Origin of the sequence: Verrucomicrobium sp. BvORR106 (genome assembly GCF_000739655.1) — a bacterium.
Lineage (GTDB): Bacteria > Verrucomicrobiota > Verrucomicrobiia > Verrucomicrobiales > Verrucomicrobiaceae > Verrucomicrobium.
This window is the reverse complement of the sequence record NZ_BATR01000181.1, coordinates 210419-228093: the sequence shown is the minus strand read 5'-3', so window position 1 is coordinate 228093 and position 17675 is coordinate 210419. Positions and strand designations below refer to the sequence as shown.

The following is a 17675-nucleotide window of genomic DNA, read 5'->3' as shown; positions in this document are numbered from 1 at the left end:
ATCATGAGTGACGTCGTTTCTCCTCCCAGCCGCCCTCGCATCGGCTTCCTCCGGCCTGCCCGGCTCACCAACGGCTACACGGCGGCGGCGCGGTTTGCGGCGCACTACAGTGGCCGGGTCGATGCCATGGGGACGGTCTTCGAACCCGTGGCGTACTCCTCTCATCCGGAGATCATCGCGGCGCAGGCGAGGGGGGACATCGACTTTGGCGTCATCGCGATCGAGAACACGCTCGACGGCATCATCGTCGAGTCGGTGAAGGAACTGGAGCGCCTCTTCGAGACGCCCCGCCAGCGCCGCACCTTTGTGGTGTGGGAGGAGCTTTTGCCCATCCAGCATTTCCTCATGAGCCAGAGCGGGGGCTTGATTGGCATCGATGTCATTCGCAGCCACCCCAGTGCCCTGCGCCAGTGCTCCAAGACGCTCCAGCGGATCAAGGACCATCTGGAAATCCGGGTGGAGCAGGCGGAGAGCACCGGTGCCGCCACCCTGGAAGCGGTGGCTAATCCGACGGTGGCCGCCATCGCCTCCCGTGAAGCTCTGGACGTGTACTCCGGCAGCCTCAGGGCGGTGGATCTGGCGGAACTGGAGCATGATCATCAGCTCGGCCTGGAACAGACCCGCAGCCTTTCTGACTATTCCAACGGCTTCACGCGCTTCTGGATCCTGGGTGAGGAGAAGCTCATCCAGCGGATGGACAACGCCACCGTGAAGGACGTGGACAAGAGCCTGAACAAGACCTGTTTTCTGCTGAGCCTGCCCAACGAAACGGGCACGCTCTATGACGCGCTGGGTGTCATCAGCGCGCATGATGTTTTCCTTTCCATCATCTATCCCTTCCCCCGGGTGGAGCGGGACTTCGAGTACATGTTCTTCGTGGAAGTGGAGGGTCATCTTCAGGATGCCGCCATCAAGGGCATTCACGACAAGCTGAACGAGAAGTTCCCCCAGCGTCCAGACTGGCCGCCGTCCTGCGTGTGGCTGGGCTCCTTCCCCAACACCGAACTGCTCAAAGAGCTTCCTGAGCATCAGACGCTGTTCCGCAGGCGTTATTATCCGCATGACATGAAGTGGCCGGAAACGGCCTGAGCGCGATCGTATCCGTCAGTTTTCATCCCTTTTTCCATTCCTCTGCCCTGTGTCCTTTGTTGAAACGTTCAATGCGCTTCCCGAGCGGAAATCGCCGCTGTTGCGCAAGCTGCTGAGTCTGCTGGAACCCAAGACGCCTCAGCAGCTTGAGTCCATGGCAGCTGAAGCCGCGGCTTTGACGCGCAAGCACTTCGGCAAGACGATGCGGTTGTTCGCCCCGCTGTATCTCTCGAACGAATGCGTCAACAACTGCGCCTATTGCGGGTTCTCCCGGGACAATCCCATCTTCCGCGTCACGCTGACGCTTGATCAGGTGATCAAGGAGGCCAAGCACCTCACCGGGCTGGGCTTCCGCCACATCCTGCTGGTGGCAGGGGAGCATCCCAAGTTTGTTTCCAACGGGTATCTCGAGGAATGCATCCGGGTGTTGAAACCCTTCGTGCCAACCATCGGCATCGAAGTCGGTCCCATGGAGCAGCCAGAGTATGCCCGCATGGTGAACGAGGGAGCGGAAGGTCTGGTGGTGTACCAAGAGACTTACGACCGGGACGCCTACCACGAGTACCACACCATGGGGCCGAAGCGGGACTTCGACTGGCGTCTGGAGTGTCCGGAGCGAGGTTATGCAGGTGGATTCCGTCGCATGGGTCTCGGAGCCTTGTTGGGGCTGGCGGATTGGAAGACGGAGGCCTTGGGACTCGCAGCCCATCTCGAGTACATGCAGAATCACGGGTGGAAGGCCTCGTACACCATCGCTTTCCCGCGTTTGCGGCCGGCGGCGGGCGGTTTCCAGCCCCGCTTCCCGGTGGATGATGCCCGTTTCATTCAGTTGCTCTGTGCCTTCCGGCTCTGCTTCCCACAGGTGGGGATCGTCATGAGCACGCGTGAGTCAGCGGCTTTGCGGGATGCCTTGATCCCGATCGGTATCACCACCATGAGTGCGGGCAGCCACACTGAGCCTGGCGGCTACACCGGACAGGGCAGGGAGGATCTGCACCTCACCGTGCGTGGTCGCCGGGTGGAGCTCGCCGAACACAAACCTGAAGACGAGGCGACCGGGCAGTTCGACATCTCTGATCATCGCAGCCCCGAGGAAATTGCCGCCGTGCTCTCCAAGCGTGGGTTTGATCCAGTCTGGAAGGACTGGGACGAGGCGATTCTCAGTAATTGACGTCTGGGCCGGAATGGAGATGCCAGGGGAGCGCACGCATCTTGCGTGCTGTTTCCGGCATCTTGCCGGGAACGTCAGTCAGCGTGTGCCTTGCGACGTGACAACCGAGCCTTCGAGCGACATGGCGGCGTTGAAGATGGTGGGCGGAAAAGCGGATGCTGTCGGCCTTCCCACCTGAGGATCATCGTTGGGCGGCACCCAACGTAGACTCGCTGGAAGCTCGCCAACGTTGGGCTTGTAGCCCCATCCTCTTCGAGGAAGAACTTCGAGCGCTTGGAAGGCGTCGGTTTCCAGGCGGCCACTCCAAAACTCGCGCGGTTGGTTGGCTCTCCTCACGTCGCATTGTTTTTCCGTCATATTCTGCGGGCGCAGTGGATAACCACCAGATGCCTGCCACTTCTTTGGTTTTCCTGTCCGCGGTGTGCCTGTTCCAGATGGATCAGGCGGCCGGCGGAGCTGTGGCAAGGCAGATAACTTGATCTAGGAAACTATCATGAAACCGGGGGGCTTGGCGCGTCGTCGCGTTGTGCCATGTCCCTTCGGCGGATGTCCTGGGTCCTGCCCATGCCTTCATGACCACGCCACGCTACCTCACTACAACCTCCATCGCTGGAATCATCGCGTGTGCGATGATGGCCGTGTTTCCCCCGCCCACCCGGGCGCAAGGCCCCCTGCCGAAGCCTCCCGCTGAGAAGCTGCCAGAAGGGGTGATTCGCGTCAGCCCTTCTGAACTGAAAATCGACCGGCCTGCAATCACTCCGGGCTGGATACCCAAGCCCCTGCCGCAGGGTGAGGTGGATCTCAATCCGCCGTGGCTTCATGTGTGCGTGCCGATTCTAGATGGCAACGAGGCAACGAACCCGGAGCGCAAGGCCAAACGCGAGGCGCAGAAGTGGAAGCGCCGGTATTACTTCAAGCTCTCCCAGGATCCCACTTTCACCAGAGGCGTGCTGCAAAGCGAGCCGAAGCGCTGGTCGTTTTTCAATCCCTACCGCAAGCTTCCAGTGGGAACCTGGTACTGGACCTACGGCGTTGCCCGCGCGGAGACGCCCGACAAGCCAGTCTGGAGCAAGGAGACTTACTCGTTCACCATCACCGGTCGGGAGTACAGCCCCGAGATTCCTCCCTCCCCGGAACAGTTCCTGGCGGCGATAAAGAAGCGATCCAAGGGCCCGATTACAACCTGTTTTGCGGAAGACCTTGGCAACCTGTTGCCGACACAGACGGATCCAGCGCTGGCCAAACAAATGATGGCAGACTGCGAAAAGGCATTCGCCAGCCTGAGCCAACAAAGCCCGCCTCCGAAGGGGCCGCGTGATCTTGTCGAATGGCGAAGGGTCCACACGATCGTCTGCGGTTACCTTTTTACGGGGGACCAGAAGTACAAGGACCTCGCTCTCAAATACCTGTCGAGCAGTGGCAAGGCGGATCCGCCCGTTCCTGGTGAGTTGCTGGCCCTGCGCAGACCTGAGGGCTACAAAGGCCTTCCTGGAGGGTTCTTGCCGCTCGACGTTTTTTACAACGACTTGTCGAAGGTAGATCGCCTGAAATATGCCCAGCACTTTTACTCCCTTTGCGATGAAGGCAGTGACAGCCCTGACATGCATGAGGTCATTGAGCACCAGTTGTATGACAACCACGGCTGGCAGGGACGCATCCCTGGCCTGATCAAGGGCTCGGTCATCCTGTGTCGTTATGACTCGCGTTTCGACGACTGGGTGAAGTACGGCTATGAGCTCTATCTCTACCGTGCCCCGGCTTTCAGCCGGACAGATGGCGGCAGCAGTGAAGGCAATGGCTACCTTGGCGTCCATGATGATCCGCTGACAGACATCCCCTGGCTCATCTACAGGCTGACAGGCTACAACCTCTACCGGAACAAGCCTTGGTTCCAGAACTTCGCCCGCTACATGGCGCTTTCCAATCCTGCGGGGAATCCCGGCATCTCATTTGAGGACGCCGGAGCCGATGGGGGATCGGACATGCAGTATTTGACCGAGGCGCTGGCCTACATGCGTCCGGATAATCCGTGGAATTTGTGGCAGTACAAATCGGCTGGGCGACGCGAGAATCACTACTTCAGCGCAGATCTGGCCAAAGGATCCAAGGCATTGGACCTGCTGGCGATCTGGCGGAAGTTTCCCAAACCGGACACAAGCAAGATGCAGGCACCCTTGGAAAAAGCGGCTGCCTTCGGAGACGTCGGTCTGGTCTGCATGCACACGGACCTGACCCAGGCCTCCAACAACCTGATGCTCAATTTCCGTGCGGGTCCTTATGGATCAGAGGGGCATACTCATCCAGCCCAGAATGCCTTCACGGTGGCTTACGGCGGGCAGGAACTCTTCTGGCGCACGGGCTACTACAACGGAGGCGGGCCGCACAATATATACAGCTACAAGAGTTCCCAGGCGCACAACACCATCGCGGCCAATGGCATGATGCAGGGGTTCTCTCAGAGCGCCTTCGCCTGGATCGCCAGGTTCGCGAATGGCGAGCGCATCAGCTACGCATTGGGTGACGCCTCTGGTGCCTACAATGGCAAGCACCACTACTTCACCATCCCGTACGACCCGAACCTCAAATCCACGAACAAGGTGGAACAGCGCCGCAACTGGAAGGAGGCCACGGCGGAAAACGGCTTTGGCAATCCTGGGGTGAAACGGTTCCGCCGTCACATGGTGATGCTGCGGCCGCACCACATCCTGATCTATGACGAACTGGAAGCGGCGGCTCCGATCCCCTGGACCTTCCAGCTCCATTCAAAGATGGAAATGAAGCAACTGAGCGACTCCTCGTTCAAAACAGCCAACGAGCATGCGTTGGGTGGTGCCCAGTTATTCTGTGCCTCACCGGTGAAGGGGGCGCTCACGGACCAGTTCGTGAAGGCAGCGGTGGATGAAGAAAACAAGCGCAAGGGACAGAACCCACCCAACTGGCACGCGACCATCACTACCAAGGAGCCCCTCAAGGCGACGCGATTCCTGACGGTGATCAGTGTCAGCCCAAAAAAGGGGCTAAGTGACGCGCCAGCTCTCTTGCTGCCTCGGACGACCGACCGGACACAAGTCGAGGTAGGTGACTATGCGGTGACGGTGGAGTTGGACCCCAGCAAGCCTTCCTATCTCGAGGTGCATGATCGCGCTTCCACCTGCGCCCTCGTGACCGGACAGGCCTCGCAGCAAATCACGGTGGGCGGCAAGCAGCGCAGCGCTCAGGCCCCCGGGAGCACCCTGCTCTGGGAAAGCCAGACTCCGCGGGGCGAAGTGTTCATCGAAAAAGTGGATCAAGTGCCGGACGTCTTGCGGTACGGGAACCCGTTCTGATGGCGCAGCCAAGCCGGACGCGGCGATGGGGCAACCTGATCGCTCGTCCGGCTCTGGCGCTGAGTAAACAGCTGGATCTGCTGTGCAGTGCGGCTACTGGCAGCACACGTACTCGTCCACCTCGGCGACATCCGTGCGGTTGAGCACGGATTCCACGGTGCCCTCGCAGAGCAGTTGGCCGACGCCGTCGCGAACGCCGATGAACGCGAGCTGATCACCGACATTGCGGGCCTGGCGCAGGTTGTGAGTCACCAGCACGATGGTATGTCGCGACTTGAGTCGTTTGATGAGGGCTTCGATCGCCTCGGTGCTGCGTGGGTCGAGGGCGCTGGTCGGTTCATCCATCAGGATCACCTCCGGCTTGGTGGCCAGGGCACGGGCCAGGCAGAGGCGTTGTTGCTGCCCGACTGACAACTTGGCAGCGGGGGCCTTGAGACGGTCTTTGACCTCACTCCAGAGGGCGGCTTCCTGCAGGGCGGACTCCGCCAGCTCGGCTTGGACGGATTTGCTCAGGCTCTGCAGACGACGGGCGCCGAAGAGCACGTTGTCCACGATGGAGGCGGGGAACACTACAGGCTGCTGGAAAAGCATCCCTACCTTGGCGCGCAGGGCATTGGCATCCGTGCCCGGGGCGAAGATGGACCTTCCATGCAGCTGTACGTCGCCCGTGACCTTCAGGCCGGGGACGAGGTCGGTCATGCGGTTCAGCGCGCGTAGCACGGTGCTCTTACCCGCGCCGGAAGGACCGATCAGACCAAAGACCTGGTTCTCCGTGATGCCCACGGTGACATCCCGAACCAGCGTCCGGCTGGGAACGCTGACACTGAGCTGGGAGGTTTGCAAAATGTTGGGACGCTTATCCATGATGGGCTTCTTCGTGAATCCGCAGGCGGGTGGGCAGGGCGGCAAGGCTGAGGGAAAATACAAGACCGAGCAGAACGAGCGCAGAACCCCAGAGCTTGGACCCTACGCCGGGGTCGAAGGAATCCTGTGCGAGAATGAAGATGTGATAGGGCAGGGAGAGAACCGGGCTTTCCTTGATCGCGTGGGGCATTGCGGCACCGGCGAAGATGGTCGCGGTGAACATGATGGGGGCCACTTCCCCGGCCGCACGGGCCAGGCCGAGAAGACTGCCAGTGATCAAGCCTCCCCACGACTGTCGCAGGAGCACCGCCCAGATGATCTGGGAGCGGGAGAGGCCAAGCCCTGCGGCCGCTTCCACATACTTTGCAGGAATCGCTTTGAGACGTTCCATCAGCGCCACGGTGACGGTGGGGAGAATGACCATGGCCAAGATCAGGCCGCCCGCCAGCCAGGACTTGCCCCATCCACACCACTGCACCAGCACAATGAAACCAAAGATGCCGAAGACGATGCTGGGCACGCCGTTGATGGCATACAGCCCGGTGCGCAGGATGCTGCGGCTGGTTTCACTCTTCAGCCACACGCGTTCCATCAGGGCCAGCGCGATGGCAATGGGGGCGCTGGCCAGGAAGGCGGTCAACAGTAGGATCAGGGTGCCGATGAGGTTCCAGAAAATGCCGCCCGCAGCGCCAACGAGGCGAATCTGCTCGGTGAAGAAGCCCCAGGAGATGGCCGGGCCCCCTTTCTGAACGATCACGTAAACCAGCCCACCCAGCAGGGCCAGGGCCAGCAGGGCGCACGCAAAGGCGATCAGGGCTGTTACAGCATCGAGGAACTTACGCATGAGGTTTGCGGGTGAAGAAGGTTCCCACGAGAGTGGCGGCCCCGGTCATGACCAGGAGGATGAGGCCCAGGCCGACCATGGCCCCCCAGTGAATGGAGTCGCCGTAGGCGATGTTGGTTTCAGAGCTCACCAGCTTGCTGGTAATGGTCTGTCCGGAGTCGAGCCAGGCGCGGAGGGAAAACCAGCTGTCCGGCAGGTTGTTGTCCTGACGTCCCACCACCAGGAAGACGGCGGTAGTCTCCCCCATGGCCCGCCCCAGGGCGAGCAAGACTGAGGCACCCAGGCCACGTGCGGCCTGTGGGATGATGACGGAAAAAATGGTCTCGGCTCGTGTCAGACCGAGGCCGCGTGCGGCGAGGCGCTGTGCAGAGGGGATGGCCCGGAGGGCGTCATCGCTCAGCGTCACCACCGTCGGGAGAATCATGACGGCGAGCAGGATGCCAGCGGTCAGCAGGGTGTCTCCACTGAGGGGTTCGAACGCTTCAAAAGTATCGTAAACCCAGTCGCGCAGCAGCAGGATGCCGAGGAGGCCATAGATCACGCCCGGGACGCCGGCCAGGAGCTCGATCAGAATCTTCACCGCCATTCGCACGCGGCGGGGCAGGTACTCTGAGGTGAAGACGGCTGCGCCCCAGCCCACGGGCACCGCCAGCACCAGGGCAATGATGGAAACGATCAGCGTGCCGTAGACCATGGACATCACGCCAAATTCGTGCTGGCGGAAGTACCACTTCTTTTCCCACAGGTAGCTCCATCCTTCGTGCTTCCAGACGGGCACACTCTGCCAGATGAAGATCCCCAGTAACAGCCCCATCGTGGCCACGGCCAGAAGGCTGAACAACCAGCTTAGCGTTTTTGTCATGTGATATCCTGTCGCGGTCTGCTCCCAGCCGGGTGGGGTGGTGATGGAGGGGAGACCTTTTACGCAAAGTCCGCCGTGGGTCTCACGGCGGACGGAGGAAATTGCCTGATTTACCGATGTCTGGTGACGTGCGGTGTATGTCTCAGTACTTCTGACCGCCGACGTCCTTGAGGCTCATGTACCCGTGCTTGGGCAGGAGGGCCTGACCGCGGTCACTGAGAAGGAAGTCCAGCATGACCTTGGCGCTGCCGGTGGCGGGACCATTGGAGAGTACGGTCAGCGGGCGGCTCAGGGGGTAGGTCTTGTTGGCGATGTGGGCGTTGGAGGAGTCCACCGTTTTGCCGTCTTCCAGAACCATGGCCAGGGCGAACACCTTTTTGCCGTCAGCCCAGGAGGCGGAGAGCTGGGAGATCGCACCGCGGGTGCCTGCGACCTTGTTGCGGGTTTCTTCGTTGCCACCCACTTCGGGGAAGCTCACCTGGGGCGCCAGCTTCGGACCGCCATAGACCCAGTGAACGAACACTTCCCAAGTGCCGCGGCCGGGTTCTTTGTTGAAGAACGCGATACGCTGGGACTTGGTGCCGCCCACCTGATTCCAGTTGGTGACCTTGCCTTCGTAGATGTCCTTGAGCTGCTGCTTGGAAAGGGCCTTAACCCCGTTGTCCCAGACGTCTTTGGAAACGATGATGGCCACGGAGTCCACGCCAATCGTGTTCTCTACAAAATTCACTTTGGGATACTTGGCCTTGTCGTCCTCGTTGACGTGTTTGGAGATCATGCCGAGCTGAACCAGGCCGTCACCCAGCATGGAGATGCCACCCGCGCTGCCGCCCTGGGTGTCCACCTGGATGTCGAGCTTGTTCTCCGCCCGCAGGATCTCAGCGGCTTCTGCCACCACGAGATTCACAGTGGTGGAGCCATTGATCTTGAGGGTGTCTGCCGCCGCAGTGGAGACGAGGGAGCTCGCAATGGCCAGTGCGGTCAGGAAGGAAAATGGTTTCATGAGTGCGCAATTGAGCATGTATACATATTTTCTGGCAAGCGAAAATAGCGTGACTTCACCCAATCCGATTCCAGCAGCTTATTTTGTCGGCTTGTCGAAGCGGAAGGTGCAGCAACCCAGATCCAGAACGTTGTCGTTCTTGGAGAGGTGGGACTGGAAGTCTTCTGCCAGCGAGTAGAAGCGCTGCTGCCCCTCTTTTTTGATCTCGAGCAATCCAGCTTCACGCAGCACCCGGAGGTGCTTGGAGACGTTGTATTGTGTGATGGTCAGGGTCTCAGCGATCTCGTTCACACTGCGCTCTCTCTCCAGCAGCATCTGCACGATGCGAATGCGCGTTTCCTCGCCCAGGGCTTTTAGTGCGTGGATGCATTCGAATATCTTCACACTTGTAGTGTTAAGCAGGTGAATGACCGGATTTCAACAAAGAACTAAGTGTGCAAGCGGGGGCAATGGCAGAGTTTTTGAACGCCGAAATTGAGACTGCTTATCATACCAGTTTTTTGGGGGGCTTTTAGAAGCTCAAGGTCATGCGCAATCCATACTCCCGAGGGGCTCCCACGGACCGTGCGCGGAGGGTGGTGTTGATATTGGTGTAGTACTCTTCGCCCGTGAGATTGGTGGCGTACGCCGTCACGGTGAGTGGTCCTTTGCGCCAGCCGATGGCGGTATTGAGGAGGCCAAACGTGCCTTGCTCAAACTCCGGCCGGTTGCGATCATCGTAGGTCGTGGGGCCGGTGATGAGATACTCCACGCGGGTGAAGAATCCGCATTCCAGATGGAAGTCGGCGGCCAGCAGGCCGTTCCACTCCGGGGCGTAGGGGAGGGTGTTGCCATCCAGAGAAGCTCCAGTGACGGGATCGGTGAAGCGCTTGAATTCGGAATGGGTCCAGCCGAATGAGCCGGACAGATCGAGCCTTCGATGAGCGCTCCAGAGCATCTCGACTTCGGCTCCATAGGTCATGGCGCGGTCGGCATTCAGCACGACATAATCTGCCAGGGACAGGCCTCGCTCGGTCTGGTAGTCGCGGATTTCATTGTAGAAGCCGGCCACGGTGAGCAGCAGCTTTCCATCCTGCCATTGGGTGCGGAGGCCTGCCTCGGTGTTCCAGCATTTCTCTGGGTCAAATGCCATGAGCTCCTCGCTGTCGGCGTAGGCGCTGTAGCCCCCTGGCTTGAAGGAGTGGGTGCCCTTGATGTAGGCCTGGGCCTTCGGAGAGAGCTTCCATTCCACGCCGGCAGTGGGGGTGAGGAAGGTCCACTCGTCTTCCACCTTCGTGTGGGGCGTCGCATCGCGAAGAGTGGTATTGGTCGTGAAGGGATCCGGCGTTGGCACCGGAATGACCAGCGGCGCGCGGCGGGGAAGCGGGATCACCAGGGGTGGTGCCGGTTGGACGCGTGTCAGGGTGGTGATGTCCGTGGTCGCGACGCTGTTTCGCTCCATGGTCCTCCGCACCCAGTCGAGGCGGGTGCCAGCATGGAAGGTGAAAGGCTCCCAGCCTGACCAGCTGCCTCCTGCAAAAAATCCCGCTGTTTCCTCTTCCAGATGGTAGCGGGTCACGCGGGTGGCCGAAATTTCGGAGTCGGAGATGGCGACGATCTCTACGACGGGTAGCGGAATCCTGCCCAAACGGGGAAGGGTGATGCTCAGGGAGAGCGGTGTGATGGTGACATCCTGCCGCTCCGCGAAGAAGGTGCGGACATTCTCTCCATCCACCTCGGTGGTCGAACCAAACAGTCCGGCGGTCCACTGGAAGGGTTTGGTGGCGTCTGCGCTGCTCCAGCGGAACTCCTGGCTCCACACTTCCTGATCCAGGTCCACGTCGAACACGCCCAAGGGTTCTGGAGTGTAGTCGGCATCCAGCGTGAAGGGGGACAGCAACCAGCGTCTGCGGGAAGTCACACTCAGAAACTTCCACTGGTCATTTTCATACGCGATGCGGAGGGCTTGCTGCTCTGTCTCGCGATGCTGGCTGCCTTCGTGATCAGGAGAGGCGTCATAGAACCCCTCGCGCTCGTGGGAGGTAAGTCGTGGTGCGCCATCTTTGTCGCGGCTCCAGGCCCCGGACAGCTGGATTTCCCAGCCTTCCGCAGGGGTGAGGTAGAGGGCACCGTCGATGGTGGAGTGCTCGATGGAATCGAAGCGGGTGCCAGTCTCTGGGTTTTTGAGATAACCATCCCGGCTCTCGTAGCCGCCACCCACTCGGAATGACAGCAGGTCCTTGATCAGTGGGCCCATCAGCCAACCGGACGTCTTGGTGAAGTTGTAGGAGCCCACTTCGGATGCAATTTCACCCTCCATTTGGCCAGTGGGGCGGCGGGTGCGCACATTGACCACGCCTCCATACGCATTGGATCCGCCTGAAAGAGGTTGGGGGCCGCGCAGGAGCTCGACGGAGGAGATGGCGGATGCCTGAAGCGCTTGGGAAATGGGGGCTCCGGCGGGCACGTCATCCACATAGGCCACGACTGCCGGAGGGCCAAAAAAGGTCGTGTTTCCCAGGCCGCGGACGCTGAGGATGTCGCCAAAGGAGCCGGAGCCGGAGTCGCTGGCGGCAAAGTTGGCAGCACGGCGGACGGTCTCCCCCAATTCGTCCACGTGAAAGGTCGCCAGATCCCTGCCCTGAAGCACGGTGGTCGAGCCGGAGGCATCTCCCGATTCCGAGGCGGGCGAAGCGATGACCGTGACCTCTGGCAGGGTGGCGGGGGACTGGGCCCGGCTCCACGATGTCAATCCAACGAGCAGCAGCGAAGGAAGGAACGCGGTGCGAAGGGGAGAGGGACGGAGCAGGCTTGGCAACATGAAGGACGCGGACTCGGGCGCAACAGAACAGCGGTTTCCTCCCTGCTTGGCAAGCTTCATTCTTCCTGACCGCTCGCGGGGAGGGGCATTGGGGGCATCGTGGAATCCGATACGCGGATGTTGGGCGGCGACATTGCGAAAAAATAAAACTCCCATCGAGCTGAGGGCGTATAATTTAAATAGCTTGCACCGGCATCAAGACCCGTTACAATCCGCGCCACTTTTTTCAGCGGCCCGTGTTTGAATACAAAGGTCCACTGGAAGGAGTGCAGGCTCCCGGCTTGCGCACTTTATTCCTCACTGCCATGGCCACGAAACCTTCGAAAAACACCGCGGCGGACGCCAAGGACGGGGCCAAGTCAGCCCCTGCTTCCAAGGCCGCAACGAACAACAAGCAGGAACCCGGTGTCAAAGCGCCGCCTGAGAAAAAGAAGAGTGCGTCGGTAGCATCAAAGGGCACTCCTGCCCCTCAACCATCCAAGAAACCCGCTGAATCCAAAGTCAAGCAGTCCCCTTCAGCGGGCATCCCAGTTCCTTCCAGCGTGAAAAAAACAGCGACCCCTAAGACCGAAAAAGCCACCGCCCCAGCCTCCAAAGCCAAGGAAGCCAAGGCACCTGAGAAAAAAGCTGCGGTGAAAGCAGAGGGCGCCGAAGACGAGCCCGCTCCCGCCCCCAAGGCCGTGAAGGCCAAGGTTGAAGCTCCCGCTCCGAAGGATGAGGCTGCGCCGGCTCCGGCCCCCAAAGCGGCCAAGCCCAAGTCATCGAAGACCAGCGCTCCGCTGGCGGCTCCTGCTCCCGCGAGCAAGCCCGTGCCTCCGCCGAAGATCAAAAAATCCATCTTGGATTCCGCTCCTGAAGTGGTGATCAAGCAGGCCTACAACCCGACCAAACTTCCTCCGTTCATCAAAAAGCAGCAGCAGCGCCTCATCGAGCTGCGCAGTGCCCTGCTGGACTCCATGGACATTGTGGCCAAGGACAGCCTCCGCAACCGCCCAGAGGGCAGCGAGGCTTCCGTCGGCGGCATGCACATGGCTGACGCAGGCAGCGACGCTTATGACCGCGACTTCGCGCTGAGCATGCTGAGCAAGGAACAGGACGCGCTTTATGAAATCAACGAAGCTCTCGACCGTGTGGGTCAGGGCGTCTACGGCGTCTGCGAACTCTCCGGCGAGAAAATCAACGATGAGCGCCTCGAGGCCCTCCCGTACACCCGCTACACCCGGGAAATGCAGGAGCTGATTGAGCGCGATCAGATGGGTGGTCGCCTGCGCCGCGCCCCAGTCCGCTCAGTCTTCGGACTTGAGGAAGACGGTGAGGAAGGCGAGGACGGTGAGGACGAAGATCGCCCCGCAAACAATAATCAGAACGAATCCTCGCTTGACTTCATGAAGGAGTAGGACAATTTAGCGCCCCGTTTATGCCCCGCGACATCATCACCCTCGAATGCACCGAAGCCAAGGCGGAAGGAAAGCCGACCTCGCGCTACGTGACCACGCGCAACAAAAAGAGCGTGCGCACGCCTGGCCGTTTGGAAAAGGTCAAGTTTAACCCCTTCCTCCAGCGCCGGACGCTTCATCGCGAAATTCGCTAAGCTGAACGCAGCCCTGCCCAGAATCCTGTTATGCAACCTAAGACCCGCGAACGTCTCTCCGCCTTCCGCCGCGCCAACCGCAAGCTGCCGCGTCGCCGGATGGACATCCCGATGGACAAGCTGAACTACAAGCATCCTGAGATCCTTGCCAAGTTCGCTACCGAAACCGGCAAAATTCTTCCCCGCCGCGTTACCGGTGTGTCCGCATACGTGCATCGCACCATCACCCGTGAGATCAAGCGTGCTCGCTCGCTGAACCTCATGCCCTGATCGGGATTCGCCCGTCACGGTTTTTTTCAAGAAAAACGTTCCGGCTTGGCGGCTGGAACGTTTTTTGTTCTGATGCCACGGTAGTCGTGGTGTCGTCTTTTCCCGTTTGCCTCTGATCATGCTTCACGACACCCAAAACCAACGCGACGTCCGGGGAATTCCCATTGATCGTGTCGGCGTCAAGAACCTCAGATTTCCGCTGAAGATTCGGGATCGTGATCACGCGGAGCAGAGCACGGTGGCCGTCGTCTCCCTGGCGGTGGATCTGCCTCATCACTTCAAGGGCACTCACATGAGCCGGTTTGTGGAGGTCCTGCACGCTCATGGGAACGTGCTGACTGTCGCGGACATCGCCGGGATGCCCAGAGAGTTGCTCGCACGGCTTCACGCTGAGAAAGCGCATGTGGAGTTCAAGTTTCCCTACTTCCGCACAAAGAAGGCTCCCGCCACTGGTGCAGAAGGGTTGCTGGACTATGGCGTGAATTTTCAGGTGAATGCCCAGGGGAAGGACGTGGATTTTGTGGCTACGGTGGAAGTCCCTGTGGCTACCCTGTGCCCTTGCTCCAAGGCGATCAGTGAACGGGGTGCGCACAATCAACGTGGCATGGTCACGTTTTCGGTCCGTTTCACGGAGCCGGTCTGGATTGAGGACCTCATCGAACTGGTGGAGGCCAGCGCGAGCTGTGAGCTCTACAGCGTGCTCAAGCGTCCGGATGAAAAGCTCGTGACCGAACGGGCTTATGACAATCCGGTGTTTGTGGAAGATCTGGTCCGCAATGTGGCCCTCAAGGCCAAGGAAGATACCCGCATCACTTGGTTCCGTGTGGAGGCGGAGAACTACGAGTCCATTCACAACCACAATGCGTGGGCGGTGGTGGAATCGGAAATTCGGTAAATGGTGAGAGGTTAGCGGTAAGTGGTGAATGACGGGGCGAATGCCTGTCCCCGATGCCTCCGGAAGCCTGGATCAGGAATGCATCCTGAAGGGATGCTGGCGATGTGCGATGAGGCGGCGCGTTCCACTTCTCCTGGGGAAAGGTTTTTCCTTCCTATTGCATGAGTTTCTGGTAGGAAGTGGCCATGCGCCCCTTCTGTTTTGCCTCGTCGGTTGTTGGGATTCTCCTCGTTCTGCTGGCTCCGTCAGGGTACGGACGGGCCTTCAAAGACAAGTCCGGGAGAATCATCGAGGCCGAGATTGTGGCCAAGCAAGGGGATCAGGTGAAGATCCGTCGTGCTGATGGCCGGGAGTTCACGTTGGCCGTGAATCTGTTGTCGCCGGAAGATCAGCAGTTTGTGCAGTCCTGGCAGACGCCGGGCTCGACTGCCCCCGTGACCCCTGCGACAGATGCCCGACTCAAGCCTGGGGCGACGGTCACGCTGACTTTCCCTGATCTGCCCAAGGATCACAATGGGGAGGCGGCCGCCTGCAATGTCCGCATCCCGGAGTCGTTTGACCCAGCGAAACCCGTGCCGCTGCTGGTCTGGATCGGTGGTGGCAAGGGGAGCAATCAACCCGGCGGCGGTTTTCCCTTGGTGGACAAGTCGCAATACGTCATCGCGGGGCTGCCTTATCCCGACACGGCACCGTCGCCCAACAAGGCGATGGGGGAGGGGAAGATGGACCTCATTCTCGACTATCAGCAGACCATGCTGGCGGAGCTGATCAAGCTCCTGCCCAATCTGGATCCGCAGGTCAAAGTCGTGGCAGGATTTAGTAATGGAGCCCACACCATCGGCAGCGCGGTGGTGTCGGGGCGGAAGGAGTACACGGAATTCTTCAATGCCTTCGTCGTCATTGAGGGCGGGGCCCAGACCAACTCCGCCAAGAAGAAGCTGCGGGACAAGTATGGCTACTTTGCCTGGGGTAACACGGGCAACGGATCCAAGGAGTACATGAGGGCCATGATGCAGGCGGCCAAGGACGCCAAACTGCAAATCACCGAGCATGAAATGGACGGCGTGGCCCATGAGTTCCCCGAGAGCGAGAAGGTGCTGGTGAAGACGTGGATTGAAAAAACGGTCATCCCCGGTCTCCGCACCTCCGGCGGGCGCTCCTGACAATCAATCGCCTTGCAAGCGCCGCAATTCCGCCCACCATCGGAGCATGGGTGCACAATGGAAACAGAAATGGCGGGAACTGGCCGCCGACCAAAAAGGCAAAACCGTCGGCAAGCTGACACGGGAAATTCAAGTGGCGACGAAACTGGGTGGGCCGAACCCGGAATTCAACGCCCGTCTGGCGGCGGCGATTGCCGTGGCGAAGAAGCAGAGTGTGACCCGTGATACCATTGAGCGGGCGATTGCCAAAGGCTCCGGGACCGGGGCTGACGCGGTGCAATACCAAACTGTGATCTATGAAGGCTTCACACCGCACCGGGTGCCGGTGGTCGTGGACTGCCTCACGGATAACAACAACCGCACTTCCACGGAGATAAAGATGATCTTCAAGGCTGGCACTCTGGGCACGCCCGGCTCGGTCGCCTGGATGTTTGACCATTGCGGCCTGGTGGAGGCGCATCATCCCGATGCCAGCACGGACATCGAAATTGCTGCGTTGGAAGCGGAGGCGGACAACGTGGAGCCCATGGAACTGGAAGACGAGGAAACCGCCGGTCACGCGGGTGCGCGTTTCTTCTGCCCGATGGCCAGTCTTGATGCCGTGACCAAGGCGCTCAAGGCGCAGGGATGGCTGGTGACCACCTCAGAGCTTCACTACCAACCCAAGGACTATCCTGAGCTGACAGAGGCGCAGCGTGAAGAGGTGACAAAGTTCCTCCAGACGCTGGACGGCCATGCGGATGTCCACCGGGTGTATGCGGCTGTGAAGTGACCTGATTTGTCCTCGAACCAGAGGCGCTGGCAAAGATGTTTGATGAGCTGTTTTCAGAGCGCGGTCTGTCGCTGGACCGGCTGCGTACTTTCCTCGAGGTGGCGGAGGCGGGCGGCATCGCCCGTGCGGCCAAGGATGATGCGGTGCGGCAGAGCCAGTTCAGCCGTCAGATCTCCGAGCTGGAACAGTTCTTTGGCGTGGCGCTCACGGAGCGCCGTGGCAAGCATCTGGCCCTCAACGAGCATGGTCGCCGTCTTGCGGCGGTGGTGCGGGAGCAACTCGCAGGGTTGCATGACTTCAAGTGTGATTGCCAGAGCCAGCCTGTGCTCTACACCCTGGGAGCAGGAGACAGCATCCTGCAATGGCTGGTGCTTCCCGCACTGGGAGGCTGGGTGGAGCATATGCCGAAGAGCCGCCTCGGGCTGAAGAACCTGCGCTCCGATCAAATTGTGGAACAACTGCTCCACGCCCGGCTGGACTTTGGCATCGTCCGGGCTGGCACTGCGGTGGAGCCCTTGAAGCAGGTGGTGATCGGACAGCTGCCCTATGCCTTGTTTGTTCCTGAAGCCCTGGTGCCCAAGTCGCGCCGGGAGGATGTGGCCTGGATGCTGGGGAATCTCCCGTGGGCAACTCTCGCCACGGATGCCAGTTTCCTGCCTCGTGTGAAGGATGCCGCCGCCCGGCAGGGGTACAACTTTGAAGTGCTGCTGGAGGCAGAGAGCTTTCCGCAAGCGGCCAGGGCCGTGGCCACGGGTGCCTTTGCCGGCATTCTGCCCGTGGCGGCGCGGCCCGACTTCAGTGGGCAGAAGGTTCTGGTTTTGAAGCCGCCGTTCCTCACGGCCGTGGCGCGCAAGCTGGCGCTGGTGTTTCACCCCCGCCTGTTGCGCATCCGTCCCCACGCGAGGGCGGCCGCCGACTGGTTGACGAAGGAGCTCAAAGAATCCCTCAAGAAGGTGCCGGGATAGTGAGTCTGGATGCGTGATGGAGGCGGGATTCAGAAGCCGAACCCTCTTGCATTCTCCTTG

General features: G+C 60.4%; 16 protein-coding genes. 10 read left to right on the top strand and 6 right to left on the bottom strand.

Translation table 11 applies throughout. The features are described 5' to 3' along the window. The first annotated feature begins 3 nt into the window (after positions 1-3). The 3 genes from BV106_RS32840 to BV106_RS32830 all read left to right on the top strand — a co-directional run bounded on the left by BV106_RS32840 (position 4) and on the right by BV106_RS32830 (position 5586). The gene (locus tag BV106_RS32840; protein WP_038171972.1) at positions 4-1089 is read left to right on the top strand and encodes a prephenate dehydratase domain-containing protein; all 1086 of its coding nucleotides are present in this window, start codon (positions 4-6) and stop codon (positions 1087-1089) included. A 49-nt stretch (positions 1090-1138) separates the two neighbouring features. Continuing rightward, on the top strand, positions 1139-2260 hold the full coding sequence (gene thiH, locus BV106_RS32835; protein WP_038171970.1) for a 2-iminoacetate synthase ThiH: 1122 nt from the start codon (positions 1139-1141) through the stop codon (positions 2258-2260). A gap of 572 nt (positions 2261-2832) precedes the next feature. Next, positions 2833-5586: a DUF4962 domain-containing protein gene (locus BV106_RS32830; RefSeq protein WP_081892528.1), complete on the top strand. Its 2754-nt coding sequence runs from the start codon at positions 2833-2835 to the stop codon at positions 5584-5586. Positions 5587-5679: 93 nt separating this feature from the next. Here the strand turns inward: BV106_RS32830 and BV106_RS32825 are convergent, their stop codons facing one another. The 6 genes from BV106_RS32825 to BV106_RS32800 form a co-directional block, all read right to left on the bottom strand. After that, complete coding sequence (locus BV106_RS32825) at positions 5680-6450, bottom strand: ATP-binding cassette domain-containing protein (protein ID WP_038171965.1); 771 nt, start codon at positions 6448-6450, stop codon at positions 5680-5682. Continuing rightward, entirely contained in the window at positions 6443-7294 is an 852-nt protein-coding gene (locus BV106_RS32820) for an ABC transporter permease subunit (protein ID WP_038171961.1), read from the bottom strand. The genes BV106_RS32825 and BV106_RS32820 overlap by 8 nt, the downstream gene beginning before the upstream one ends. After that, positions 7287-8156 (bottom strand): phosphate ABC transporter permease subunit PstC, encoded by an 870-nt coding sequence (gene pstC / locus BV106_RS32815; RefSeq protein ID WP_038171960.1) that lies wholly within the window; start codon positions 8154-8156, stop codon positions 7287-7289. The genes BV106_RS32820 and pstC overlap by 8 nt, the downstream gene beginning before the upstream one ends. A gap of 142 nt (positions 8157-8298) precedes the next feature. Next, entirely contained in the window at positions 8299-9159 is an 861-nt protein-coding gene (locus BV106_RS32810; RefSeq protein ID WP_265596327.1) for a phosphate ABC transporter substrate-binding protein, read from the bottom strand. A 78-nt stretch (positions 9160-9237) separates the two neighbouring features. Then, positions 9238-9543 (bottom strand): metalloregulator ArsR/SmtB family transcription factor, encoded by a 306-nt coding sequence (locus BV106_RS32805; protein ID WP_038171956.1) that lies wholly within the window; start codon positions 9541-9543, stop codon positions 9238-9240. 127 nt (positions 9544-9670) lie between these two features. Beyond that, positions 9671-11959 (bottom strand): TonB-dependent receptor, encoded by a 2289-nt coding sequence (locus tag BV106_RS32800; RefSeq protein WP_265596326.1) that lies wholly within the window; start codon positions 11957-11959, stop codon positions 9671-9673. Positions 11960-12264: 305 nt separating this feature from the next. On the opposite strand from BV106_RS32800, the gene BV106_RS36650 reads away from it, so the two are divergent. From BV106_RS36650 to BV106_RS32765, 7 genes are all read left to right on the top strand, one after another. After that, positions 12265-13356, top strand: coding sequence for a TraR/DksA C4-type zinc finger protein (locus BV106_RS36650; protein WP_265596325.1), 1092 nt, complete (start codon positions 12265-12267; stop codon positions 13354-13356). A 20-nt stretch (positions 13357-13376) separates the two neighbouring features. Beyond that, positions 13377-13550 carry a 50S ribosomal protein L33 gene (gene rpmG / locus BV106_RS32790; RefSeq protein ID WP_038171950.1) on the top strand — a complete coding sequence of 58 codons (174 nt, stop codon included), beginning with the start codon at positions 13377-13379 and terminating at the stop codon, positions 13548-13550. Positions 13551-13580: 30 nt separating this feature from the next. Continuing rightward, positions 13581-13820, top strand: a complete 240-nt coding sequence (gene rpsR / locus BV106_RS32785; RefSeq protein ID WP_009964263.1) for a 30S ribosomal protein S18 — start codon at positions 13581-13583, stop codon at positions 13818-13820. Positions 13821-13938: 118 nt separating this feature from the next. Beyond that, entirely contained in the window at positions 13939-14715 is a 777-nt protein-coding gene (folE2, locus tag BV106_RS32780) for a GTP cyclohydrolase FolE2 (RefSeq protein WP_038171947.1), read from the top strand. 185 nt (positions 14716-14900) lie between these two features. Continuing rightward, positions 14901-15878 carry a hypothetical protein gene (locus tag BV106_RS36645; protein WP_051946779.1) on the top strand — a complete coding sequence of 326 codons (978 nt, stop codon included), beginning with the start codon at positions 14901-14903 and terminating at the stop codon, positions 15876-15878. Between the two features lie 46 nt (positions 15879-15924). Further along, entirely contained in the window at positions 15925-16650 is a 726-nt protein-coding gene (locus tag BV106_RS32770; RefSeq protein WP_038171944.1) for a YebC/PmpR family DNA-binding transcriptional regulator, read from the top strand. A 35-nt stretch (positions 16651-16685) separates the two neighbouring features. Beyond that, positions 16686-17615, top strand: a complete 930-nt coding sequence (locus BV106_RS32765) for a LysR family transcriptional regulator (RefSeq protein WP_051946776.1) — start codon at positions 16686-16688, stop codon at positions 17613-17615. Positions 17616-17675: the final 60 nt, after the last annotated feature.

What these genes read in the sequence shown, in the direction of transcription:
- BV106_RS32840 (WP_038171972.1), top strand. Translation starts at nt 4, where the DNA reads ATGAGTGACGTCGTTTCTCCTCCCAGCCGCCCTCGCATCGGCTTCCTC.
- BV106_RS32830 (WP_081892528.1), top strand. Translation starts at nt 2,833, where the DNA reads ATGACCACGCCACGCTACCTCACTACAACCTCCATCGCTGGAATCATC.
- BV106_RS32825 (WP_038171965.1), bottom strand. Translation starts at nt 6,450, where the DNA reads ATGGATAAGCGTCCCAACATTTTGCAAACCTCCCAGCTCAGTGTCAGC.
- BV106_RS32820 (WP_038171961.1), bottom strand. Translation starts at nt 7,294, where the DNA reads ATGCGTAAGTTCCTCGATGCTGTAACAGCCCTGATCGCCTTTGCGTGC.
- pstC (WP_038171960.1), bottom strand. Translation starts at nt 8,156, where the DNA reads ATGACAAAAACGCTAAGCTGGTTGTTCAGCCTTCTGGCCGTGGCCACG.
- BV106_RS32810 (WP_265596327.1), bottom strand. Translation starts at nt 9,159, where the DNA reads ATGAAACCATTTTCCTTCCTGACCGCACTGGCCATTGCGAGCTCCCTC.
- BV106_RS32800 (WP_265596326.1), bottom strand. Translation starts at nt 11,959, where the DNA reads ATGTTGCCAAGCCTGCTCCGTCCCTCTCCCCTTCGCACCGCGTTCCTT.
- BV106_RS36650 (WP_265596325.1), top strand. Translation starts at nt 12,265, where the DNA reads ATGGCCACGAAACCTTCGAAAAACACCGCGGCGGACGCCAAGGACGGG.
- rpmG (WP_038171950.1), top strand. Translation starts at nt 13,377, where the DNA reads ATGCCCCGCGACATCATCACCCTCGAATGCACCGAAGCCAAGGCGGAA.
- rpsR (WP_009964263.1), top strand. Translation starts at nt 13,581, where the DNA reads ATGCAACCTAAGACCCGCGAACGTCTCTCCGCCTTCCGCCGCGCCAAC.
- folE2 (WP_038171947.1), top strand. Translation starts at nt 13,939, where the DNA reads ATGCTTCACGACACCCAAAACCAACGCGACGTCCGGGGAATTCCCATT.
- BV106_RS36645 (WP_051946779.1), top strand. Translation starts at nt 14,901, where the DNA reads ATGCGCCCCTTCTGTTTTGCCTCGTCGGTTGTTGGGATTCTCCTCGTT.
- BV106_RS32770 (WP_038171944.1), top strand. Translation starts at nt 15,925, where the DNA reads ATGGGTGCACAATGGAAACAGAAATGGCGGGAACTGGCCGCCGACCAA.
- BV106_RS32765 (WP_051946776.1), top strand. Translation starts at nt 16,686, where the DNA reads ATGTTTGATGAGCTGTTTTCAGAGCGCGGTCTGTCGCTGGACCGGCTG.